Annotated in this window: 18 protein-coding genes; 16 read left to right on the top strand and 2 right to left on the bottom strand. The window is 47.3% G+C overall.

Annotated features, from left to right (window positions below; translation table 11 throughout):
- The 8 genes from gatB (at position 1) to NQ502_RS06190 (ending at position 12,066) form a co-directional block, all read left to right on the top strand.
- On the top strand, positions 1-1,434 hold the full coding sequence (gene gatB / locus NQ502_RS06225) for an Asp-tRNA(Asn)/Glu-tRNA(Gln) amidotransferase subunit GatB (RefSeq protein WP_028530456.1): 1,434 nt from the start codon (positions 1-3) through the stop codon (positions 1,432-1,434).
- Positions 1,434-2,777 (top strand): MATE family efflux transporter, encoded by a 1,344-nt coding sequence (locus NQ502_RS06220; RefSeq protein WP_044983692.1) that lies wholly within the window; start codon positions 1,434-1,436, stop codon positions 2,775-2,777. Before gatB ends, NQ502_RS06220 begins: the two co-directional genes overlap by 1 nt.
- A gap of 162 nt (positions 2,778-2,939) precedes the next feature.
- Positions 2,940-5,075: an anaerobic ribonucleoside-triphosphate reductase gene (gene nrdD, locus NQ502_RS06215; RefSeq protein ID WP_028530458.1), complete on the top strand. Its 2,136-nt coding sequence runs from the start codon at positions 2,940-2,942 to the stop codon at positions 5,073-5,075.
- 179 nt (positions 5,076-5,254) lie between these two features.
- Positions 5,255-5,752, top strand: coding sequence for a PaaI family thioesterase (locus NQ502_RS06210; RefSeq protein WP_049898560.1), 498 nt, complete (start codon positions 5,255-5,257; stop codon positions 5,750-5,752).
- 99 nt (positions 5,753-5,851) lie between these two features.
- Positions 5,852-8,419, top strand: coding sequence for a preprotein translocase subunit SecA (gene secA, locus NQ502_RS06205; protein WP_028530459.1), 2,568 nt, complete (start codon positions 5,852-5,854; stop codon positions 8,417-8,419).
- Positions 8,420-8,465: 46 nt separating this feature from the next.
- Positions 8,466-9,594 (top strand): peptide chain release factor 2 gene (prfB, locus tag NQ502_RS06200; RefSeq protein WP_148511885.1). Its coding sequence is split into 2 segments (ribosomal slippage): positions 8,466-8,540 and positions 8,542-9,594, totalling 1,128 coding nucleotides; the frame shifts between segments, so codons are not numbered across the junction.
- Positions 9,595-9,633: 39 nt separating this feature from the next.
- A complete protein-coding gene (locus NQ502_RS06195; RefSeq protein ID WP_028530461.1) occupies positions 9,634-10,851 on the top strand; it encodes a homoserine dehydrogenase in 1,218 nt (405 codons plus the stop codon).
- A gap of 18 nt (positions 10,852-10,869) precedes the next feature.
- Positions 10,870-12,066: a cofactor-independent phosphoglycerate mutase gene (locus tag NQ502_RS06190; RefSeq protein ID WP_028530462.1), complete on the top strand. Its 1,197-nt coding sequence runs from the start codon at positions 10,870-10,872 to the stop codon at positions 12,064-12,066.
- A gap of 72 nt (positions 12,067-12,138) precedes the next feature.
- Here NQ502_RS06190 and NQ502_RS06185 read toward each other — a convergent pair whose 3' ends face one another.
- On the bottom strand, positions 12,139-12,915 hold the full coding sequence (locus tag NQ502_RS06185) for a DUF975 family protein (RefSeq protein ID WP_169579940.1): 777 nt from the start codon (positions 12,913-12,915) through the stop codon (positions 12,139-12,141).
- A 70-nt stretch (positions 12,916-12,985) separates the two neighbouring features.
- Between NQ502_RS06185 and NQ502_RS06180 the strand changes: the two genes are divergently transcribed.
- Positions 12,986-13,315: a DUF2752 domain-containing protein gene (locus tag NQ502_RS06180; RefSeq protein WP_169579941.1), complete on the top strand. Its 330-nt coding sequence runs from the start codon at positions 12,986-12,988 to the stop codon at positions 13,313-13,315.
- Here the strand turns inward: NQ502_RS06180 and NQ502_RS06175 are convergent.
- On the bottom strand, positions 13,310-13,783 hold the full coding sequence (locus tag NQ502_RS06175) for a DUF4190 domain-containing protein (RefSeq protein ID WP_049898566.1): 474 nt from the start codon (positions 13,781-13,783) through the stop codon (positions 13,310-13,312). The two genes, NQ502_RS06180 and NQ502_RS06175, sit on opposite strands and share 6 nt — an antisense overlap.
- 168 nt (positions 13,784-13,951) lie before the next feature.
- Between NQ502_RS06175 and NQ502_RS06170 the strand changes: the two genes are divergently transcribed.
- The 7 genes from NQ502_RS06170 to NQ502_RS06140 all read left to right on the top strand — a co-directional run bounded on the left by NQ502_RS06170 (position 13,952) and on the right by NQ502_RS06140 (position 24,856).
- Complete coding sequence (locus tag NQ502_RS06170) at positions 13,952-16,093, top strand: Tex family protein (RefSeq protein WP_028530464.1); 2,142 nt, start codon at positions 13,952-13,954, stop codon at positions 16,091-16,093.
- A gap of 9 nt (positions 16,094-16,102) precedes the next feature.
- A complete protein-coding gene (locus NQ502_RS06165; RefSeq protein ID WP_028530465.1) occupies positions 16,103-16,708 on the top strand; it encodes an NUDIX hydrolase in 606 nt (201 codons plus the stop codon).
- Between the two features lie 44 nt (positions 16,709-16,752).
- On the top strand, positions 16,753-18,507 hold the full coding sequence (locus tag NQ502_RS06160) for a S8 family peptidase (RefSeq protein ID WP_028530466.1): 1,755 nt from the start codon (positions 16,753-16,755) through the stop codon (positions 18,505-18,507).
- Between the two features lie 442 nt (positions 18,508-18,949).
- Positions 18,950-20,068, top strand: coding sequence for an IS30 family transposase (locus NQ502_RS06155; RefSeq protein WP_456115057.1), 1,119 nt, complete (start codon positions 18,950-18,952; stop codon positions 20,066-20,068).
- A 418-nt stretch (positions 20,069-20,486) separates the two neighbouring features.
- Entirely contained in the window at positions 20,487-21,896 is a 1,410-nt protein-coding gene (locus NQ502_RS06150; protein ID WP_044983693.1) for an Eco57I restriction-modification methylase domain-containing protein, read from the top strand.
- 22 nt (positions 21,897-21,918) lie between these two features.
- Entirely contained in the window at positions 21,919-24,246 is a 2,328-nt protein-coding gene (locus NQ502_RS06145) for an ATP-binding protein (protein ID WP_028530469.1), read from the top strand.
- Positions 24,239-24,856: a response regulator gene (locus tag NQ502_RS06140; protein ID WP_028530470.1), complete on the top strand. Its 618-nt coding sequence runs from the start codon at positions 24,239-24,241 to the stop codon at positions 24,854-24,856. Before NQ502_RS06145 ends, NQ502_RS06140 begins: the two co-directional genes overlap by 8 nt.
- Position 24,857 lies beyond the last annotated feature (1 nt).

The following is a 24,857-nucleotide window of genomic DNA, read 5'->3' as shown; positions in this document are numbered from 1 at the left end:
ATGAGCAGACAGTATGAGACGGTGATCGGACTGGAAGTCCACGTGGAACTTGCGACGAAGACAAAGATTTTCTGCTCCTGCTCCACACAGTTCGGCGGCGCTCCCAATACCCACACATGCCCGGTCTGTACGGGGATGCCCGGGTCATTGCCGGTACTGAACAAACAGGTAGTGGAATATGCGCTGGCGGTAGGGCTTGCTGCCAACTGTGCGGTCAATCAGAACTGTAAGTTTGACAGAAAGAATTATTTCTATCCGGATAATCCGCAGAACTATCAGATTTCTCAGCTGTACCTGCCGATCTGTCACGACGGATTTGTTGAGATTGAGACGGAGGACGGGGGAATAAAGCGTGTTGGCATACACGAAATCCATATGGAGGAGGATGCCGGGAAACTGATTCACGATGAATGGGAGGACTGTTCCCTCGTGGATTATAACCGGAGCGGCGTACCATTGATTGAGATTGTATCCGAGCCGGACATGCGCAGTGCGCAGGAAGTTATCGCGTATCTCGAGAAACTCAGGATGATCATCCAGTATCTGGGGGCTTCTGACTGTAAGCTTCAGGAGGGCTCCATGAGAGCGGACGTCAATCTCTCCGTCCGGGAGGCTGGGGCGGAGACGTTCGGCACGAGGACAGAGATGAAAAACCTGAATTCCTTCAAGGCGATCGCAAGAGCGATCGAAAGTGAAAAAGAGCGACAGATCGATCTGCTGGAGGACGGGAAAACAGTGGTGCAGGAGACGCGCAGATGGGATGACAGTGCCGGGGAATCCTATCCGATGAGATCAAAGGAGGATGCGCAGGACTACCGGTATTTTCCGGATCCGGATCTGGTGCCTGTTGTGATCAGCGACGCATGGATTCAGGAGATACGTGCCCGGCAGCCGGAGCTGCGCACTGAGAAACTGAAACGCTACCAGCAGGAATTTGGGATTCCCGGGTATGATGCACAGATTATCACCTCGTCCAAGCGGCTGGCGGATCTGTTCGAGGCGACGGCCGCGATCTGCAGGAAACCGAAGAAGGTGTCAAACTGGCTGATGGTGGAGACGCTGCGTCTGTTAAAAGAGCGCGGGATGGAACCAGAAGATATCCGGTTTGCGCCGGAAAACCTGGCAAAGCTGATTGAACTGGCTGATGCAGGCACGATCAACAGTACGGTGGCGAAGGAAGTCTTTGAAAAGATATTTGACGAAAATATAGATCCGGATGCGTATGTAGAGGAGAAGGGTCTGAAAACGGTCCACGACGAGGGTGCGCTCCGCAGTACGATAGAAGAAGTCATTGCTGCAAATCCACAGTCTGTGGAAGATTACCACAATGGAAAGGAGAAGGCGGTCGGCTTCCTCGTGGGGCAGACGATGAAGGCCATGAAAGGAAAAGCAAATCCGGCTATGGTCAATCAGATCCTGAAAGAATTACTGTGATGGAGAAAAAACAATTTTATAAAATGGTGTTTTCCCTGGTTCTGCCGATGGCGGTTCAGAACCTGATCAACGTCGGTGTGACTGCGGCCGACGTTATTATGCTGGGGAGAGTTGGAGAGACGGCGCTTTCGGCGGCGTCTCTTGCAAACCAGATCAGTTTCATACTCAACCTGCTGATGTTCGGACTCACTTCGGGGGCAGCTGTGCTGACGGCACAGTACTGGGGAAGAAAGGATACCCGTACCATAGAAAAGGTGATGGGGATGTCTTTCCGCTTTGCGATCATCGTAGGCCTGCTGTTTGGTGCGGCCGCGATTTTTATACCCGGAAGGCTGATGCTCATTTTTACGAAGGAAGATATCATCATAGCGGAAGGAATCCGTTATCTGAGGATTGTAGGATTCTCCTATCTGCTGATGTCTGTCAATATGGTTTATCTGAATCTGATGCGAAGTGTGGAGCGTGTCCTCGTGGGCATGGTTACCTATGCGGTGTCTCTGCTGGTCAATGTCATCGTCAATGCCATTTTTATCTTCGGGCTGCTGGGAGCCCCAAAACTCGGGACTGCAGGTGCGGCGATCGGTACGCTGACAGCACGCTGCATAGAACTGGTCATCATTGTGCTGTATGACAGAAAGTACAACGATGTGCTGAACGTCCGGATACGTGATATCTTTGTCAGGGACGGGGGACTCAGGCGGGACTTTGTACGCTATGCGATGCCTGTTGCGGCAAATGAGCTGATATGGGGGTCCGGAATGGCGATGATCAGCGCTGTCATGGGACATCTGGGGGGCGCCGCGGTAGCGGCACACTCAGTGGCACAGACGAGCAGACAGCTGGCGATGGTCGTGTCTCTCGGGGTGTCGGGGGCAGCTGCCATTATCCTGGGCAAGACGATCGGAGAGGGCCGCAGGGATCTTGCAAAGGTATATGCTTCCCGGTTCATGAAGCTTTCGCTGATCGTCGGGATTGCCGGGGGACTCTTTATCTTTTTTGCGGTCCGGCCTGTGGCGGATGCGTTTCTGGTGCTGACTGGCGAGGCAAGGGAATATCTGGGATACATGATGTTTATCATGTCATATTTCTGCGTGATCCAGAGCGTTTCCTGCACACTGATCGTGGGTATCCTCCGGTCCGGCGGCGATACAAGGATCGGACTGATACTGGATGTCTGGGGACTCTGGGGCTGCTCCATCATACTGGGGGCCGTAGCGGCGTTTATCCTGAAATTACCGGTTCCCGCAGTCTATGCCCTGATCACGTGTGATGAGGCGGTGAAATTTCTGCCGGCGTTTAAGAGGTACCGTTCCTATAAATGGCTGAAGGATGTGACACGGTAAAAGTCTGAACATAGTCTGGCACTCTGCTTGGGGGATTTGACTTTCCACAGGACGCGTGCTATACTCATGGATACAAGATATAGTGATAAAAAAGTTATTTGACGCCCGAAAACACAAGATGTTGATAGGGAAAAGGTGTCAGCAAAAAAGGAGACAGATAAAATGGTATACATCATAAAAAAGGACGGGACGAGAGAACCATTTAATGCGGACAAGATTGTCAGAGCGGTCAATAAATCGGCAGGGAGGATCTTGTACCAGTTCACGGATGAAGAGATTGCATTCATCTGTAAGTATGCGACGGAGAAGGCGGAGAGACTCGGGAAGAAAGAACTGCCCATTCAGGATATGCACAATATCGTGGAAGGGGCGCTGGAGGAAGTGAATCCCGCGGTGGCAAAGAGCTACCGTGATTATCGGAACTACAAGATAGACTTTATACATATGATGGATGATGTGTATACAAAGAGCCAGTCCATCCGCTATATCGGCGATAAGAGCAACGCCAACACGGACAGTGCGCTTGTGGCGACAAAGCGAAGCCTGATTTTCAATGAACTGAACAAAGAACTGTACCGCAAATTTTTTATGAATCGCAATGAGCTGCAGGCATGCAAGGACGGCTACATTTATATCCATGACCAGTCTGCCCGTCTTGACACGATCAACTGCTGTCTGTTCGATGTGGCAACGGTGCTTAAAGATGGCTTTGAGATGGGAAATGTCTGGTACAACGAACCGAAGACTCTCGACACGGCATTCGATGTGATGGGAGACATTATCCTGAGCACTGCAGCACAGCAGTACGGCGGATTTACAGTTCCGGAAGTGGATAAGATTCTGGGACCCTATGCACAGAAAAGCTACGACAAGTATTATGCAGAATTTTTGAAATATGCGGACGCGGGTTGGGCCGGAAGAGAAGAAAAGGCAATGGAATACGCCATGGATAAGGTTCGCAGGGATTGTGACCAGGGATGGCAGGGCATCGAATATAAGCTGAATACGGTCGGTTCCTCCAGGGGGGACTACCCGTTTGTGACCGTGACGATCGGACTGGGAACAGAGCATTTCGAAAAAATGATCTCTCTGTCTCTGCTGGAAGTTCACATGGGCGGACAGGGAAAGAAGGGACATAAAAAACCGGTTCTTTTCCCCAAAATCGTTTTCCTGTTTGACAAGAACCTGCACGGACCGGGATGCCCGTGCGAGGAGGTGTTCGAGGCGGGGGTTTCCTGTTCGGCGAAGACGATGTATCCCGACTGGCTGTCCATGACGGGCAAGGGATATATCTCGAGCATGTATAAACAGTATGGGAGGGTGATCAGCCCTATGGGCTGCCGTGCATTTTTGAGCCCCTGGTATGAACGGGGCGGGATGAACCCCGCCGATCCGGACGATAAGCCGGTATTCGTGGGAAGATTCAACATCGGCGCTGTCAGCCTGCATCTCCCGATGATTCTTGCGAAATCCCGTTCGGAAAACCGTGATTTTTACGAGGTGCTGGATTTTTACCTGGAGATGATCCGTCAGCTTCATATTCGCACGTATGATTATCTGGGCGAAATGAGAGCGTCTACGAATCCTCTGGGATACTGTGAGGGCGGTTTCTACGGAGGCCATCTGAAGCCTTCGGATAAGATTCGTCCTCTTCTGAAGCCTATGACGGCGTCATTTGGAATCACGGCTCTCAATGAGCTGCAGGAGCTGTATAATGGAAAGTCCATTGCAGAGGACGGTCAGTTTGCGCTTGAGGTGCTGCAGTATATCAACGATAAGGTTGCAAAATACAAACTGGAAGACGGCATTCTGTATGCGATTTACGGAACGCCTGCGGAGAGTCTGTGCGGATTACAGGTGGAGCAGTTCCGTAAGATGTACGGGATCGTCCGCGGTGTATCGGACCGCCCTTATGTCAGCAACAGTTTCCACTGCCATGTGACGGAGGATATCACGCCGATCGAGAAGCAGGATCTGGAGGGAAGGTTCTGGGAACTGTGCAACGGCGGGAAGATTCAGTATGTGCGCTATCCGATTGATTACAATGTTGAGGCGATCAAAGCTCTGATCTGCCGTGCGATGGATCTGGGATATTACGAGGGCGTCAATCTCTCGCTGGCGTACTGTGACGACTGCGGTCATCAGGAACTGGAGATGGATGTGTGCCCGGTCTGCGGTTCCACGAATCTGACGAAGATCGACCGCATGAACGGTTACCTCTCATACAGCCGCGTTCACGGCGATACGAGGCTGAACGACGCCAAGATGGCGGAGATTGCGGAGAGAAAATCCATGTGATCATAAGAAACACTATGCCAGTGTCATGTAATATATGCCTGTTGTGATGTGCCCGTAGAGTGAATCGGTCACAGAACAACAGGCTTTTTAATCTTACGGAATTCCTTGTAATTTCTGAAAGCTGTGTTATAATTCGATTCATGGCGGCAACCGGGAGAGTAAAATGGAGGAATTGTTTGATGGAGACGGAAATAATCATTGCATACAGAGATAAAATAAAGAGCGCGGGGGCTTCGGAGCAGGAGTCCTTGTTCCGGGAGATGACGGAAGCAGTGCTCAGGCACCGGAGGGTGGCAAATTCAGGCATCATGCAGATGATGAAGATGGAGCTGGCATATTGCAGTTACCGGGAGCAGAGTATCACGCTTCGCTTTCCGGTGGAACACTGGCAGCTGAACCCCCTGAATACCATGCATGGGGGACTCTCAGCGACAGCGTGTGACAGTACGGGAGGCCTGCTGACACGTGTAGCGGCGTTTACGGGGATTACCCCGACTGTTTCGCTGAATATGAATTATCTTGCTCCCATCCAGGAAGGCACACATCTGATGATAAAGGCCACGGTTGAGCATCTTGGCAGGACTCTGGCGCAGATTTCCATGGACGGGTGGATTGAAGAGACCGGAAAACCGGCGGTGATGGCGACAGGCGTCTATATGCCGAAGGCGCCCGCGTGAGCAGAGGAGTTCACGAAAATATGATTGTTTTACTCTGTTAAAAGTGCTAAAATAAAAACGTATGTATAAATATGAAGATTTCAGGAGCGAATTACGATAATGAAAATAATCGAGAAAGTATTTGGAACGCACAGTTCCCGTGAGGTAAAGCGGATTCTGCCGCAGGTCGATCAGATAGAGGCTCTTCGCCCCGCAATGCAGGCGCTTGGCGACAGTGAGCTGCGGGATAAAACCCGTGAATTTAAAGAACGCCTTGAAAAAGGCGAGACGCTTGACGATCTGCTGGTTGAGGCGTATGCGGTTGTGCGTGAAGCGGCAAAGCGTGTGCTGAACATGGAGCATTACCGCGTGCAGCTGATCGGAGGCATTATTTTACATCAGGGCCGTATTTCTGAGATGAAGACTGGTGAAGGTAAGACATTGGTATCCACACTTCCGGCATATCTGAATGCCCTGGAAGGAAAAGGCGTTCATATCGTTACTGTCAACGATTATCTGGCGCACCGTGATGCTGAATGGATGGGAAAAGTCCATGAGTTTCTGGGACTGACAGTCGGCGTTGTGCTCAATTCCATGAAGAGCGATGAGCGCAGGGCCGCTTACGCCTGTGATATCACATATGTGACAAACAACGAACTGGGATTTGACTATCTGCGTGATAACATGGTCATCTATAAAGAACAGCTCGTGCAGAGGGACCTGCACTATGCGATCATCGATGAGGTCGACTCTGTTTTGATCGATGAGGCGAGGACGCCGCTTATTATATCGGGACAGAGCGGGAAATCCACGAAACTGTATGAAGTCTGCGATATCCTTGCAAGGCAGCTGGAACGAGGCGAGGCGAGCGGCGAGATGACGAAGATGGTCGCGATCATGGGTGAGGAGATCACGGAGACCGGTGATTTTATCGTCAATGAAAAAGATAAGATCGTAAACCTGACGGAGGAAGGTATCCGCAAAGTCGAGAAGTTCTTCAGCATTGAGAACCTTGCCGATCCCGAGAATCTGGAGATCCAGCATAACATCATTCTGGCTCTGCGGGCACACAATCTGATGTTTAAGGATCAGGATTACGTTGTGAAAGATGAACAGATACTGATCGTCGACGAATTTACCGGCCGTATCATGCCGGGAAGAAGGTATTCCGACGGCCTGCACCAGGCGATCGAGGCGAAAGAGCATGTGAAGGTACGCAGGGAGAGTAAGACGCTTGCGACGATCACATTCCAGAACTTCTTTAATAAATACGCGAAAAAGGCCGGTATGACCGGTACGGCTCTGACCGAGGAGCAGGAATTCCGTGATATTTACGGGATGGATGTCATCGAGATCCCGACGAACAGGCCGGTGGTCCGCATGGACCAGGACGATGCCGTCTATATGACCAAGAAAGAAAAGTTCAAAGCCGTTGTGGAAGAGATCCGGGAAGCACATGAAAAACAGCAGCCCGTCCTGGTCGGTACCATAACGATCGAGACCTCTGAGCTGCTGAGCGGCATGCTGAAGCGGGAGGGTATCCCGCATCAGGTGCTCAATGCAAAATTCCATGAGCTTGAGGCGGAGATCGTGGCACAGGCAGGTGTTGCCGGCACGGTGACGATCGCGACGAACATGGCGGGCCGTGGTACGGATATCAAGCTGGATGACGTGTCCAGGGAGGCCGGCGGATTAAAGATCATCGGCACGGAGCGTCACGAGTCCAGGCGTATTGACAATCAGCTGCGCGGCCGTTCCGGACGCCAGGGAGACCCTGGAGAATCCCGTTTCTATATTTCTCTTGAGGATGATCTGATGCGTCTGTTCGGCTCAGAGCGTATGATGAAGGTGTTTACGACACTGGGCGTTGCGGAGAATGAGCAGATCGAGCACAAGATGCTGTCAAATGCGATCGAGACGGCACAGAAACGAATCGAGAGCAATAACTACGGCATCCGTAAGAACCTGCTGGAATATGATCAGGTCAACAACGAACAGCGGGAGATCATCTACAAGGAGAGACGCCGGGTTCTGGACGGCGAGAATATGCGGGATGCCATCTATAAGATGATCACGGACACGGTTGACAATGCCGTGGATATGTGCATCAATGAGGACAACGACTCCTCCGAGTGGGATCTGGGAGAACTGAACACGGTACTGCTTCCGATCATTCCGCTTGAGCCGCTGACGGAAGAACGCGTGGCGGGACTGAAGAAGAATGAATGCAAACAGAAACTCAAGGAAGAGGCAGTGAAGCTCTACGAGATGAAAGAAGCGGAGTTTCCGGAGGCGGAGCAGCTTCGTGAGCTGGAGCGCGTCATTCTTCTGAAGATCATCGACCGCAAATGGATGGACCATATCGACGACATGGACCAGCTCCGTCAGGGAGTCGGCCTGCAGGCATACGGACAGAAGGATCCGAAGGTCGAGTATAAGATGGCGGCGTATGAGATGTTTGACGAGATGACCGCATCCATTCAGCAGGATACCCTGCGTCTGCTCTATCATGTCAGAATAGAACAGAAGGTGGAACGGGAGCAGGTGGCTCAGGTCACCGGAACCAACAAGGATGACAGCGGCCCGAAAAAACCGGTGCAGCGTACCGCAGAAAAGGTATATCCGAACGATCCGTGCCCATGTGGAAGCGGAAAGAAATACAAACAGTGCTGTGGCCGCAGAGCGTAACGTATCTGCAGGCATGCTATAAAAATTTAAGAAAGAAGGTGAAGCAGTGGTTGAATTAGATCAGTTCAGGGGCATCCTGAACAATTACACAGAACCATTAGTGGAAGTGAGGGATTCACTTTGACCTTGCTAACAAGGAAAAGCGAATTCAGGAATTAGAAATGGAAATGGAAGCGCCGGGCTTCTGGGACAATCCGGAATACTCTCAGCAGCTGATGAAAGAGCTGAAGGGACTGAAAAATGATATGGACACATACCAGGGGCTGATATCCATGAAAGAGGATATGGAGACGCTTATCGAGATGGGTTATGAAGAAAATGACCCGGAAGTCATACCCGAAATACAGGAACTGTTGGATGAGTTTACCAAAACGTTTGAAGATATCCGCGTGAAGACACTGCTGTCCGGCGAGTACGACAGGGATCATGCGATCGTGACCCTGCACGCAGGCGCCGGCGGAACAGAGTCATGCGACTGGGCAGGCATGCTGTACCGCATGTATAACCGCTGGGCGGAACGAAAAGGGTATACCGTGGAAGTACTGGATTATCTGGACGGCGATGAGGCGGGCATCAAGTCCGTCACGTTTGAGGTGCAGGGAGAAAATGCCTACGGATATCTGAAATCGGAAAAGGGAGTTCACCGCCTGGTGCGCATCTCTCCGTTCAATGCGGCGGGTAAGCGTCAGACCTCATTTGTATCCTGTGACGTGATGCCGGATATCGAGGAGGACGTGGACATCGAAATAAAAGACGATGACATCCGGATCGATACGTATCGTTCAAGCGGCGCCGGAGGACAGCACATCAATAAAACGTCATCCGCCATCCGTATCACACATTTTCCGTCAGGGATTGTGGTACAGTGTCAGAATGAGCGTTCTCAGCATATGAATAAGGACAAGGCGATGCAGATGCTCAAGGCAAAACTGTATCTCCTCAGACAGCAGGAGAACGAGGAAAAGCTGTCTGGTATCCGCGGAGAAGTATCTGATATCGGATGGGGAAATCAGATCCGCTCTTACGTTATGCAGCCGTACACAATGGTTAAAGACCACCGGACAAGCGAAGAGCGCAGCAATGTGGATGCGGTGATGGACGGTGACATCGATTCGTTCATCAATGCATATCTGAAATGGATTGCGCTGTCTTCGAAAAAGACAGAGAACGATTAAAACTGTTACAATAAATAAAGACCATAAGGAGATAAAACGATGATTAATATTGCAGTGTTAGGTTATGGTACCGTGGGATCCGGTGTGGTGGAGGTCATCAATACAAACCATGACAGCATCAATAAAAAAGCCGGTGAGGAGATCAATATCAAGTATGTGCTGGATCTTCGCGATTTTCCGGGGGATCCGGTACAGGAAAAGATCGTCCATGACTTTGAGACGGTGATCAACGACCCGGAGATTAAGATTATCGTGGAAGTACTGGGTGGCATTGAGCCCGCCTATTCGTTCGTCAAACGTGCGCTGGAGAGCGGTAGAAGTGTCTGCACATCCAATAAAGAACTGGTTGCAAAACATGGTGTGGAACTTCTTGAGATTGCCCGCTCGAAAGATATTAATTTTCTGTTCGAGGCAAGCTGCGGCGGCGGAATACCGATCATCCGCCCGCTCAACTCTTCCCTGACTGCAGATGAGATCGATGAGATCACAGGAATCCTGAATGGGACGACGAATTATATCATGACGAAAATGAGCGCAGACGGCTCTGACTTTGATGAAGTACTGAAGGATGCTCAGGAAAAAGGGTATGCAGAGCGCAATCCGGAGGCGGACGTGGAAGGCTATGACGCCTGCAGAAAAATCGCGATTCTCTCCTCACTGGCATTCGGAAGGTTTGTGGACTACGAAGATGTCTATACAGAAGGCATTACGAAAATAACAGCAGACGACATCAAATATGCGAAAAAAATGGGGACCAGCATTAAACTTCTGGCAACCAGCAAAAAGGTGGGAGACGGATTCTATGCAATGGTCAGCCCGGTCATGATCGACGGTTCCAACCCGCTGTTCAGCGTAAACGGCGTATTTAACGCGATTTTTGTACACGGCAATGTCCTGGGTGATGCCATGTTCTATGGAAGCGGAGCCGGAAAACTCCCGACCGCGAGTGCAGTGGTGGCTGACGTTGTGGATGCCGCAAAACATCTGAACCGCAATATCATGATGAACTGGAGCAGCAAAAAACTGGAGCTGATGGACATCAGCCAGGTAGAGGAGCGTTTCTTTGTACGCATGAAAGGTTCTGTGGCAGCGGACGGACAGAAAGTAAAAGAACTGTTCGGCGATGCGGCATTTGTCGAGGTGGATGACCTGGAAGGTGAATTCGCGTTTGTAACGGGCGTGATGACAGAAGCCGCTTACCAGGAAAAAGCGCAGCATGCGGACGGAATCATCAGCATGATCCGTGCCAGATTTTAAGAGTAAGAGGAGACAGGGATGAAATACGTAATAGTTCTGGGGGACGGCATGGCGGACGAGCCGCTTGCGGCCCTCGGTGATAAGACCCCGTTATCCTATGCGAAGACCCCGGAAATGGATGCGCTGGCAGCGTGCTCGGAAATCGGCATGGTCCATACCATTCCGAAGGGCATGAGCCCGGGCAGCGACACTGCGAATCTTTCTGTGATGGGATACGATCCGAAACAATATTATACCGGGCGTTCTCCTCTTGAGGCGCTGAGCATCGGTGTGGATATGAAGGCGGATGACGTGGCGATCCGCTGCAACATCGTGACGCTCTCCGAGGATGAGCCGTATGAAAAGAAAACCATTATCGACCATAGCTCGGACGAGATCAGCACGGAGGATGCTAAGATTCTTCTGGAAGCGGTGGCGGAAGAGCTGCAAAATGAGACATATCAGTTTTATCTCGGCACCAGCTACCGCCACTGCCTGATCTGGGCGAAAGGAAGCGTCGTAACACTGACGCCTCCGCATGATGTGCTGGGACAGACGATCAGCGAATACCTGCCGCAGGATGCGATGCTGCGCAGGATGCAGGAGAGAAGTTATGAGATACTTTCACAGCATCCGCTGAACCTGGAACGGAAGAAAAAGGGGCTCAATCTGGCGAACAGCCTCTGGTTCTGGGGAGCCGGCACGCGTCCAGCACTCGACTCTTTTGAAGAAAAATATCATAAGAGAGGTGTCATGATATCGGCGGTCGACCTGTTAAAAGGGATAGCCGTTGGAGCAGGGATGGATAACATCGTGGTGGAAGGCGCAAACGGCGGTCTTCATACGAACTACGAAGGGAAAGCCCGGGCCGCCGTAAAGGCGCTGACAGAGGGCGGATATGATTTTGCCTACATCCATGTGGAAGCGCCGGATGAGATGGGGCATCAGGGCAGTGTAGAGCGCAAGATACAGGCGATTGAGAATCTGGATCAGCGGGTCATCCGACTGGTGAGGGAAGGGATGGACGCGTCGGGTGAGGCATATCGGCTGATGGTTCTTCCGGACCATCCGACGCCGATCCGTGTCAGAACTCATACCAGCGATCCGGTTCCCTATCTTCTGTATGACAGCACTGCGCCCGGAGATCACGACTGGCATTATAATGAGGCGGAAGCTGCAGGGAGCGGAAATGTGCTTGAAGAGGGATGGCACCTGATGAACCGCCTGTTCTCATAACACTTCGGCAGCACCTGATGTTTCAGACAGAGAAAAAGAGGATACCGCAGAGAGGTATCCTCTTTTTCAGATTTAAGACCAGGAATCCTGTGCATCATAATCCGAGTAAATCTGATCCCGCGGACCGCCGTCCAGCTCGCCGATTGTTTCACGGTAAAATTCCATGAAGGTTACGGACATGTAGGGGAACGCCCAGAGATATCCGATTCCGAAAGAAAGTATACACAAAAGGCTGATCCCGATAAAACTCAGTGAGATATAAAAATAACGGCCCTTATTTCCTTTCATCAGGGCTGCACTTGTCTTCATCGCCTCTATGGCGCCCATATCCGGATTGTCGATCAGAAGCGGTATGGACAGTGAAAAGCCAAGCGTGATGATGTATGAGATGATGCCAAACACAAGTGAGCAAAGCAGCAGACCTGCAATCCAGGAAAGCGGCGTATAATAAAATGACTGATAGCCCAGCGATACCGTGATGAGGATCGTGGGAATCTGACAGACGATGCCCACCAGTGAGATCAGGAAGTTTACCACAATGACCCTGTCCGGGTGATGCGAAAAGCAGTAGAACAGGTCGCCGACGCCTGCCTGAAGACCGCGGGAAACATTCAGACTGAGCCGGTTAAAGCCGGCCGCTAAAATACTGATAATCAGCGAGAGGATCAGAGTGATGACCTGGCTGATCACGATCCCCGAAGATCCTTCGGTTCTGAGGAAAAAGACCGGTACACTCTCGATTGCCATTGCGATCAGAAAGTATACCAGAAAAGTTCCGATGAATATTCCATATCTTCCGTTTAATATGACGCGGGCATTTTCTTTTAATTCTCTGGACGAACGTTTCATGTATTTCTTCTCCGTTTTCTTTGTGATATTTGTGTTATACTGTAGGAATGAAACTGAAAGGATGATAAACATGAGGAAACTTTTCATGCACCCCTGCATTTTTCATCAGGTGACAGGTTTTTACTGCCCCGGATGCGGAGGCACAAGGGCTGTACTTGCTCTTGTGAAAGGTAATATGATTCAGTCATTTCTCTATCATCCAATTGTCGTATATACGGCGGGACTGCTTATCTGGTACGGCATCAGCCATGTGCTGGAATGGATGACCAAAGGGAAGCTGAAAATCGGCATGCGGTTCCGAAACGGATACGTGTATGCGGGGCTTTTCATCGTTCTCATCAACTGGCTGATACGGAATTTTCTGCTCTTCCAGTATGGGATCACGCTGGGTGATTTATAACTCACCCTCGGTCAAAGAGCCGCCCTGTCCCTGCCCATCCTGGTAACGGCGCAGAAGGTCATCCAGATAATCATCGCCGTCATAGTCGTCGTAGTAATCATCCTCGCCGTTATGATAATAATATTCATACCCCCGAAGTACATTGTCGAACTCTCCGGATGATACAAAAGACACGATGTAGAAAGTATATACGGTAATTGAGAGAACGATTCCGATGATGGATAATGCAAGACCGGCTTTTGCCGTTCCGTTCATTGGTGTCCGGCCCCTGGAAAGAATGGCAAAGATGATTCCCAGTGCACCGAGAATAAAAGATCCTCCGCAGCAGATCAATACCAGAGAACAGATCCCAAGTACAAGGGAAGCGGTCGATAAAGGCGAAGAGGATGCCGGAGGCGGTGCCTCCTGCCGGTTCTGATAGTAGTAATTCTGCTGTGGGTTTTCGTTGAAATTAGTATTTTGCTCCATGATACGATCCCGCTTTCTGAATGTAATGATAAATTCTTTTTCTGGGTTTACGTAACAGTCAGACTGCTACGCGTATATTTTATCATGAAGTAGAGGGCTTTACAACAAGTATTGACAAATTGAAATGGGGTTGATAAGGTTATCATAGCAAAAATCAGGAGGAATCATATGGACATTAATCAGGCGCTCGGCGAAGAGCTGAATATAAAAAAATCACAGGTGGATGCGGCAGTAAAGCTGATCGATGAGGGGAATACGATACCCTTTATCGCCAGATACCGAAAAGAGATGACAGGTTCCCTGGATGATGAGGTCTTGAGAAACCTGTACGAACGTCTGATGTATCTGCGCAATCTGAATGAGAAAAAGCAGCAGGTTATCACTACGATCGGAGAACAGGGAAAACTGACGGAGGAACTGAAAAAGGCTGTGGAGAATGCCAGAACCCTGGTGGAGGTGGAAGATCTCTATCGTCCGTACCGTCCAAAACGGCGGACGAGAGCGATCATTGCAAAGGAGAAGGGACTGGAACCTCTCGCCGCTGTGATCACGCTTCAGATGGCAGCACACCCCATTGAAGATGAAGCAAAGGCCTTTCTTTCGGAGGAGAAAGAAGTCCTTACTGTAGAGGAAGCTATCGCCGGCGCATCGGATATCATTGCTGAAAATATTTCGGATAATGCAGATTTCCGCAGTCACATCAGAAGCGTGACGATGAAAAAGGGATTGCTAACATCTTCTGCAAAGGATGATAAATGCGAATCGGTCTATGAGATGTATTATCAGTTTGAAGAACCGGTTTCAAAGATTGCGGGGCACCGGGTTCTGGCGCTGAACCGGGGAGAAAAGGAAAAGATTCTGACAGTAAAGATCGAAGCTCCTGAGGAGGATATCCTGCGTTACCTGGAGAAAAGGACAATCAGAAAGGATAATCCTCATACAACTCCGATCCTGAGGGCTGCCGTGGAGGACAGTTACCGCCGTCTGATCGCACCCGCGATCGAACGGGAGATCCGCGGTGAGCTTACGGAGAGGGCGGAAGACGGCGCGATCAAAGTGTTTGGAAAGAATCTGGGACAGCTGCTGATGCAGCCGCCGATCACCGGTCAGGTTGTGCTTGGATGGGACCCCGCATTCAGGACCGGATGTAAGCTTGCCGTCGTGGATGCGACGGGAAAGGTGCTTGATACAACGGTCATCTATCCGACGGCGCCCACGACGAAGGAAAAGCAGAGAGCTGCCAGAGAGGTATTAAAAAAGATGATTCGCCAGTATGGCGTGACGCTGATTTCCGTAGGCAACGGAACGGCATCGAGGGAATCCGAGCAGTTTATCGTTGAACTTCTGAAGGAGATTCCGGGGAAGGTTCAGTATGTCATCACGAATGAGGCAGGTGCTTCCGTATATTCCGCCAGCAAACTGGCGACAGAAGAATTTCCGAATTTTGACGTGGGTCAGCGAAGCGCAGCGTCCATAGCAAGAAGAGTGCAGGACCCGCTGGCGGAACTCGTAAAGATCGATCCAAAGGCGATCGGTGTCGGTCAGTATCAGCACGATATGAATCAGAAAAAACTGGGCGAGGCGCTTGGCGGTGTCGTGGAGGACTGTGTGAACCGTGTCGGCGTCGATCTGAATACGGCGTCTGCACCGCTGCTGGAATATATATCGGGTGTCACGAAGGTCATCGCAAAGAATATCGTGATTTACCGGGAGGAGAACGGGAAGTTCGAGAGCAGGAAAGAGCTGCTGAAAGTGGCGAAACTCGGACCGAAAGCTTTCGAGCAGTGTGCAGGCTTCATGCGCATTAACGGAGGAAAGCAGCCGCTGGATGCCACCAGCATCCATCCGGAAAGCTATCAGGCTGCAGAAAATCTTCTGAAGGAACTGGGATACAGCCCCGAATGGATTCTGGAACCCGGTGCAAAGAGTATTGCGGTCGGCGATTATAAGAAGCTGGCCGTCAAGCTGGGGGTGGGCGAGCCCACGCTGCGTGACATTGTAAAAGAACTCTGCAAACCGGGCCGTGATCCGCGCGAGGACATGCCGCTCCCGATCCTGCGCTCTGACGTTATGGAGATGAAAGACCTGAAGGAAGGAATGGTACTCAAAGGAACGGTGAGAAATGTCATTGATTTCGGTGCCTTTGTGGATATAGGAGTCCATCAGGACGGACTGGTCCACATATCACAGATGACAGACCGGTTTATCAAACATCCGCTGGAAGCAGTCAGTGTGGGAGATGTGGTAGAAGTCAAAGTGCTCGGCGTGGATATGGCCAGGAAAAGAATCAGCCTGACGATGAAACTTTAGGAGGGTATCATGGGCAAAATAAAGGAAATTCATGCAAAGACATCCAATCCGTATGTCAATCTGTATGAACTGAAGGCAATAAATAAAAAGGGCAGGGATCATAACTACTATGTGGCATCCAGGGCAAAAAATGCAGAAGATCTGAAGCTGAACACCCATCAGAATCCGCCGGACGGTGTTGTGATATTTTCGGTCTTGAGAGGCGATGCGGACCGTGTAGTTCTGGTAAGGCAGTACCGTTACACGCTGGATGATTATATCTATGAGTTTCCGGCGGGACTCGTCGATGAGGGCGAAGATTACCATGCGGCGGCGATCCGGGAGCTGAAAGAGGAGACGGGACTTCATCTTGATCCAATCACATCGGCAGGTGACTTAGAACGCCCGTTTTTTACGACGGTCGGTATGACGGATGAATCCTGTGCAACGGTATACGGATATGCACAGGGGGAGATAAGCGATCGTTTCCTTGAGCCGAACGAGGAGATCGAGGTCGTCCTCGCAGACCGCGCGGAGGTCGCGCGGATCCTGAAGGAAGAAAATGTTGCGATCATGTGTGCGTACCAGCTGATGCATTTTCTGCACGATGAGGAACCGTTTGGATTTCTTGGATAATCTGCGAAGGCCGCTCATACAATAATAAAAAAACGGATATTGTGATGAGCGATCAAAAACTTGAGAACCTTTTGAATCTTGCACTGGAAGCGACGCCGAAAGAGCGGGAAGAATCGCTGGAACTGGACGTGGGATACGACGCTGAGGAGCGTACCTGGGATCTGATCGTCCGCTACTCGGGAACACCGGAAGAACTTGCTGATGAGGTGGTGTCTTTTACGCCTCTGCTGAACAATTATGCAATTGTTACCATTCGCCAGTCCAGACTGGGGGAATTCTCCCGAAATCCGGCTGTAGAATATATTGAGAAACCAAAACGTCTGTACTTCGCACTGGATCAGGCACGAACAGCCAGCTGTGTCAACCGTGTGCAGACAGGGATGTTCGACTTGTTTGGAGAAGGAATCTGGGTGGCCTGTATTGATTCGGGAATTGATTACAGCCACCCGGATTTTTTGAATTCTGACGGGACCACGCGGATACAGTATCTGTGGGATCAGACGATACCCGGAAATCCGCCCGTTGGGTACAGCCTGGGAACAGAATATACAAAAGAGGACATCGACAGGGCGCTTCGTGCGGGGACACCGGCAGAAAGGCAGGAGATCGTTCCGAGCAGAGATACAAGCGGACACGGGACTTCGGTTATGGGGATTGCCGCCGGAAACGGTTCGGCAAGCCGCGGCATCTACCGGGGAGTGGCGCCGAGGAGCGGATTGCTCGTGGTAAAACTCGGATCACCTGAGGAAGATGGATTCCCCAGGACGACAGAACTGATGCAGGCTGTCGATTATGTGATAAAGCTGGCCTATGCAAACCGTATGCCTCTGGCCGTCAACCTTAGTTTTGGAAATGCATACGGATCTCACAGCGGGGATTCGCTGATCGAGACGTACCTGGATGCCGCGTCCGGTGTAGGGCGAAATGTCATCAGCGTCGGTACAGGAAATGATGCGGCACTTGGAGGACATACGTCCGGGCAGTTAGTGGAGGGCACCGTGCGGGATGTTCAGCTGGGGATAGGTACATACGAGAAGGCGCTCAGTGTTCAGATCTGGAAACAATATGAAGACGAAGTGGACATTGTCCTGGTACACCCCGGGGGCTCCTCCTTTGGCCCGATTCGGGCAGCGCAGGACGCGCAGCGGCTGAATTTCCCCGGCACACAGGTCCTGTTCTATTACGGTGAACCGAACCCGTACAGCCCCGCGCAGGAGATCTATCTGGATTTCCTCCCTCTGAATGGTTACCTGGACAGCGGAGTCTGGACCATCCGTCTGATTCCGAGGAGAATTGTGCAGGGCAATTATGATATGTGGCTGCCGGGCGGGCAGGTGATCGGGGCGGCAACACGTTTCTATGAACCGACACCGGAAACGACGCTGACGATACCGTCCACAGCCCAGCGGGTGATTGCTGTCGGAGCGTATGATTCCAGACTGCTGTCGTATGCCGGATTCTCCGGACGCGGATATACCAGGGTGACAAACCAGGTGAAACCGACGCTTGTCGCGCCGGGCGTCAATATCATGGCCCCGCAGGCGGGAGGGGGATACCACAGCGTGACAGGGACTTCCTTTGCGACGCCATTTGTCACAGGGGCGAGCGCCCTGCTGATGGAATGGGGAATCGTGCGGAGAAATGACCCCTATCTATACAGCGAAAAGGTAAAGGCATACCTGATCAGAGGCGCGAAGGAACTGCCGGGATTTGAGAGCTTTCCGAATCCGCAGGTTGGATATGGGGCGCTGTGCGTGCGGGAGAGTATACCAGGCGAGAAATTATCATCCGGAATTTAATTATGGCGAATTTGCCTTAATTAAAAGTAAAGTGGGATTTTATCATAGTATTCATCTCCATATATCAAAAGAGGGAGAGATCCGTAGGCTCTCCCAGGTCACGGGCTTCGCAAGTTTCCGCAACACGATCACTGAAGCTAATATAACAAACCGGTATAAAAAGTCAAATGCTTCAGAAAGAATTGCTTCAAAAAGAATTTTCCATCTCCACAAATGTGGCATTTAGTCTTACACTTATCATATCAGATGGCCGCCGGAAAGGCTGGTATACATATGAATCTGAAAAACACCTTTTCCCATTTGACTCTTCAGGAACGCCGTATTATTCTTACTGGTATTACCAACGGCTCTACTAAGACCTCTATCGCAGACCATTGGGAAAGATAAGTCTACCATCGGTAAGGAAATCAGACTCCACAGGAAGCTTACACACAAGTGTAAAATGCCCCTTGAATGCAATAATTACCGCAAGTGTGTCTTCGGGCGCCAGTGTACTCTCGACTGTCCTGATTTTAGCCCTTTCCGCTGTTCCAGACGCGACCGTTCCCCCGGTGCCTGCAACGGCTGCCCTGACTGGACTCGCTGCAGATTTGATAAATTTCAGTATGCTCCCGAAGATGCACAGATGGCTTACCGCACCACCCTTATTGATTCCCGGGAAGGCGTAAATCTGACCGTGCAGGAAGCAAAAGCCATGGCTTCTGTCATTGCTCCACTGTTAAAGCAGGGACAGTCACCTTATCAGATTGTCACCAACCACCCGGAGCTTGGCATTTCCGAAAAGACTCTTTACAATTACATTGAAAATGATGTCTTTCACGAGATCGCCGGTATCACCGTCCTGGATCTGCGGCGGCAGGTTTCCAGAAGAATTCCCAAAAGCAAATCAAAGGGATATAAAAAACGGGTTGACAGGAAGTATCTGCAGGGCAGAACCTACAAAGACTATAAGGAATACATTTCTGAGAATCCGGATGTCTTTGTCACACAGATGGATACCGTATATAACGATGAGACAAATGGCCCCTTTCTCCAGACCTTCAAGTTTGTAAGGGCTGGCATCCTCTTTGCCATATATCACGAAGAGAAGACTGCCATTGCCATGAAGAACGGCATTGACCTGCTTGAATCCATTCTTGGCAAGGCTTTATTCCGCAGATATGTCCATGTCCTGCTCACGGACAGGGGAACGGAGTTTTCCCTGGCCGAAGCCATGGAGAGCAGTCCGGACGGCACAAGGCGGACACGGGTATATTACTGCGATCCTATGCAGTCTGGTCAGAAAGGGACTTTGGAAAACAAGCACATCGAACTGCGCTACATCCTTCCCAAAGGGACTGATTTAAAGGAACTTGGGCTGACTGGACAGCCAGCCTTAAACCAGATCCTCAGCCATGTCAATTCCGCTCCCGTCGAACTGCTCGGCGGTAAGAGCCCGCTGGAACTTACCGATTTTATGTACCACGACCTTTATGAAAAGCTGTCCGCTTTTGGAATCCGGCAGATTGATAAGGATTACGTAACCCTAAAACCGTATCTGTTGAAGAACAGATACAGATAAAACCGAAAATAAAGAAAGAAATAGCAGGCGGCTGTCAGGAATACATACGCTCCCAGCAAGTGGAAGTTAGTCCTACACCTTTTAAACGTTCGACTAAAGTCCGCTTTTTTAGTATGTCTCTAAAACCTTTCCGAACAACCAGCTCTGCTATTTCTTCTTTTAATTGTATCACTTAATTCCACTTTGAGGAATAGCAAAAGTGGCAATCACCCATTTATGTAAGAGTAATTGCCACTTCTTTTTCTGCTATTTTCAAAGTGGAAATAAACTTATCACTTCAGCGAGAAAAAAAATTTTCCGCAGGGAATTTGCAATTGAGATCTTTAGGTTAAAGAGGAATATTTTTATAAAAATGATTGTAGATAAAATAGAGACGTGGTAAAATTAAATGAAGTATATCTAAAAGCAGGTGAGGACTATGGATAGCAGATGTCAGCAATTTACACTGCGTGAAGTCGCAAATGAAATGTTGGATTTTTTGGGATATTGCCAAAATTTATATGGTAAGTCTTTATTAGAAAATTCATGTGGAGAAGGTAATATTTTATGTCTTGCTGTGGAACGCTATATTCAAAATGCGATGCGTGAGGGATATAATTCCGAGAAAATAGTTCTCGGTCTAGAGCAAGATATATATGGGGCAGAAGTTGTAGAAGAAACATATAAAAAATGTATTCAAAATTTAAACGATGTAGCAGAGAAATATGGTTTAAAAGAAATAAATTGGAATATTTATTTGGGAGATGTTTTGACGAGACCTTTTAATTTAGAGTTTGATTTTATTGTAGGAAATCCACCATATATTTCGTATAGAAATCTTGAAGAGGAGGTTCGAGTTTATATAAAAAAGGAGTATGTTACTTGCAAAAAGGGTAAGCCGGATTACTGCTATGCATTTATTGAAAATGCTATTAAATATTTGTCGCCGACAGGAAAAATGGTCTATTTGATTCCTAATAGTATATATAAAAATGTGTATGCGCAGGATTTAAGAGATTTGATACTGAAATATATTGAAGAAATCAAAGATTATCCTAATCAAAAATTATTTCCGGAGGCAATGACATCTTCTGCTATTATGTTTTTGCGAAAAGGTCATCATTTGTCAAAGATAAAATACTATAATGTACCCAAGCATGAAACCAAGATAATTCCAAAGAAGGACTTGTCAGAAAAATGGATTTTTGGAAAAATAAGTACTACTCAAAAAGAAGGGCGTTTTGGAGATTTTTTTAAGGCATCTATGGCGATAGCAACACAGAGAAATAGAGTATTTGTGATAAGTAGAGAGAAAAAAGTTGAATATAGAATTGAAAGTGGGGTATTACGTCCGGCAGTAAGTCCTAGGAATAAAAAGTATGGAAATAAAGAATTCATTATTTTTCCGTATAAAATAAGGAACCATCAGGTGATTAATTATAGTGATGAAGATTTTCGAATGAAATATCCGAATACATATAAATATCTAGTAGAAAATAAAAAAGAACTAGAAGAACGAGATGCAGATAAATCAGCACTATGGTTTGAATATGGAAGAAGTCAGGCCCTTCAAAACATGAATAAGAAAAAACTACTGGTATCTACAGTGGTTACTGATGAGGTCGGGGTATATGAAGTTAGTAGTAAAGCTATTCCATACGCAGGAATATATATTATTTCGGAAAATGGCTATGATTTAAATATTGCAAAACAAATATTAACAAGTGAATTGTTTTTACAGTATATTTATGGAATTGGGACACCAGCCAGTGGAAGATCCCTTAGGATTACAGCAAATGATATTAATAATTTTAAATTTCCTATAGATAAATTTTTGAATCAACAATAATCAATAGGAAGGAGGCACGAAAATGGCAAAAATACCTTTTAACGTAGATGCGTATACTGCGCGATTAATTGGTAGAGAGAATGTATCAAGACTAGAAGGTGCAGTAATTGAATTGATAAAAAATACATATGATGCGGATGCTACATGTTGTATTTTGTATTATGACGAAAAAAAGGATGTGCTATTTCTTGCAGATAATGGAGTAGGAATGACGGAAGATGTTATACATACCCACTGGATGACAATAGGGCGTTCATCGAAAAGAAGTACATTTGTCTCAAATAAAGGACGAATACAAACTGGGGAAAAAGGAATTGGACGTTTTGCGTTAGATCGTATTGCAGATAAGTGCCAGATGCTTACAGGAACAGATAAGGGGAAATTACTATGGTTTGTTGATTGGAGTACTTTTTCGCCAGGAAGAACTATTACAGAGATTGGTGCTGAATTAGAAGAAACAAGTATATCATTTGATGATTTCTTATCAGAATGCACAAACCAGCAGGTTATAAAGTTAGTAAAAGAACAATGGGGTAAAAAAGGAACGATTTTCAAACTTACGGCATTGAGGGAAGTTTGGGGAGAAGAATTACTCCACCGAATACGTGAAAATCTTGCTTCATTGATACCTTATGAACTGGCTTCGATATACAAAATATATTGTTTTAATAATCAAGATACTATAGAAAGTGCAGAAGTACTTAGCGATTGGGAAGCATTTTCATATGATTATAAAATTGAGTTTGAAGTTCTTGATGTGATGGAAGAAAAGAGCAAAGTTAAAGTGAAACTTTGGAGAACAGAGTATGATTTTGGTGATAATGAGGATACTATATTAAAAGAAGTTGGCTTATACGAAGAAAAGAAATATTTTCATGGCACACCGATAGAGCAAACATATCTGTTTGATGAGATTTTGGCTGGAACTAATAAGGTTGTGCGCCAAAACACAGGAGCTTTTAATGGAGTATTATATTTTGCAAAGCAAACTATGAATTCTAAAGATCAAGAGAGATTTTTTCAAAAAGATATTATAGGCCGAATTGATGTACGAGATACTTTTGGCGGAATTAAAATATATAGAGATAATTTTAGAGTACGCCCATATGGAGATCCTAAAACCTCAGCGTATGATTGGCTGCAATTAGCAAGGCGTAAGGCTGCATCTCCGGCAGGTGTTGCTAGCAAAGGTACTTGGCGTGTGAATGCGGATCAGATGTTGGGGTCTATATTTATTTCTAGGATGAATGTAGCTTTGCCAGATCAATCTAATAGAGAAGGAATTGTAGAAACTCCAGAATTTCATTTATTACAGGAATTCATTAAAGGCATTCTCGAAGTATTGGAAAAAGATAGGCAATATGTTTCTAGAATCCTAAATGAATACTATGTACGGATGCATCCGGCAGAGTCAATTCAAGATGAGATTAATCGTAAAGCAGCAGCACAGAAAAAAGAGCAAGGGAAAGAGAAAGAACCAGTAGGTGCCAAGAATTCAGAAGAAGAGAATAATGACAAATCTTTATCAGAGAATGGGATTGATCCACAGGCTGCTAAAATTGTATTAGATGCGAAGGACGATCAGATAGAGGAATTAGAAAATGAAATAAAAATGTTACGTATATTGGCAACAACAGGTATTGTTACTAATACGTACATACATGAATTTAAGACGTTGTCTCATCGCTTGAGTATGAAAATTATTATGGCTAAAGATGCTCTGGAAAAAGATAAAGATATGGAAGATGCAGGTAAGTATATTGATCAAGCAAATGAGATTAGAGAAGCGTTTAATTCATGGTTTCAAGTGACAATAGATGCAGTGAAAAAAGATAAGAGAAAACGACGAAAGACAAATTTAATTCCGTTGATTTCTTCAGCAGTTGATTCTTGGAATAAAACTTTAAAAACAAAACATATTGAAGTTGTTTTTCAAGGTGAGAATCGGAAAGATATTTATCTGAAGTGTTTTCCGTATGAAATGGATACAATTATTAATAATTTGGTTACGAACAGTACGGCTTCATTTGATAAGAAAAGAACAAAGGATAAAAAAATTTATATTGATATTAAAGAAGAAGGGGAATATATTCGGATAGACTATTCTGATACGGGTGTTGGTTTGGATCCAATGTATAAAAAAGATCCCAATAAAACATTAAAGGTGTTTGAAACAGATAAAAGAGATTTATCGGGACAGAAGGTAGGAACAGGAATGGGACTGTGGATTGTGAATAATACGATACAAGACTATAAAGGGAAAATTGATTTGTCAAAGAATATTACAGCGGAAACAGGATATTATATTTCTCTTTTTTTAAAAAAGATGGGAGTGGTGAAAAATGTATAGAATCGGAATTGTGGATGATACAGAAGAATTATTAGATGATTATATAAAACGTTTGCGAAGAAATAATATAACACTTATAGTAGCGCCAGAAGGGAATATGGAAGATATTAAAGATTGGATTGTTCGAGAACATATTAAGTGTCTTTTGATAGATTACCAGTTGTCTGTAAAATATGATTTTAATGGCACGGAATTAGCCTCTTACTTGAATGATGCATTACAAGGATTTCCATATTTAATACTTACAAGTTATGCAGAAGACTCTATAGAAGAAAAACTTGTGGTTCAAAATTGTATCATGGACAGAAGTGTTATGGATAGCAATGAAGAGGCGTTTCATGATTTTTGTAATCAGTTAAAGCAAATTACAGAAGTATTCGATAATACAATGGATAAATATAGAAAAAAGTATGAAGCATTTTTGAAACAGAAGCAAGAAAAAAAGATAAACGTAGAAGATGAAGAGGAATTGATGGATATTTATCGTATTTTAAAGTCATATAATGAAGTTGATGATATTCCGACGGAAATGTTAACATCCAGTTTAAGTGGACAGATTGATGCAGTTTTGAAAAAATTGGATCTTCTGTTAAATACTGGGGAGGAATAGA

This window comes from Ruminococcus gauvreauii, from assembly GCF_025151995.1.
Taxonomy (GTDB): domain Bacteria; phylum Bacillota; class Clostridia; order Lachnospirales; family Lachnospiraceae; genus Ruminococcus_G; species Ruminococcus_G gauvreauii.
Note: the sequence above shows the minus strand (reverse complement) of the source record. Positions and strands in the feature narration are given on the sequence as shown.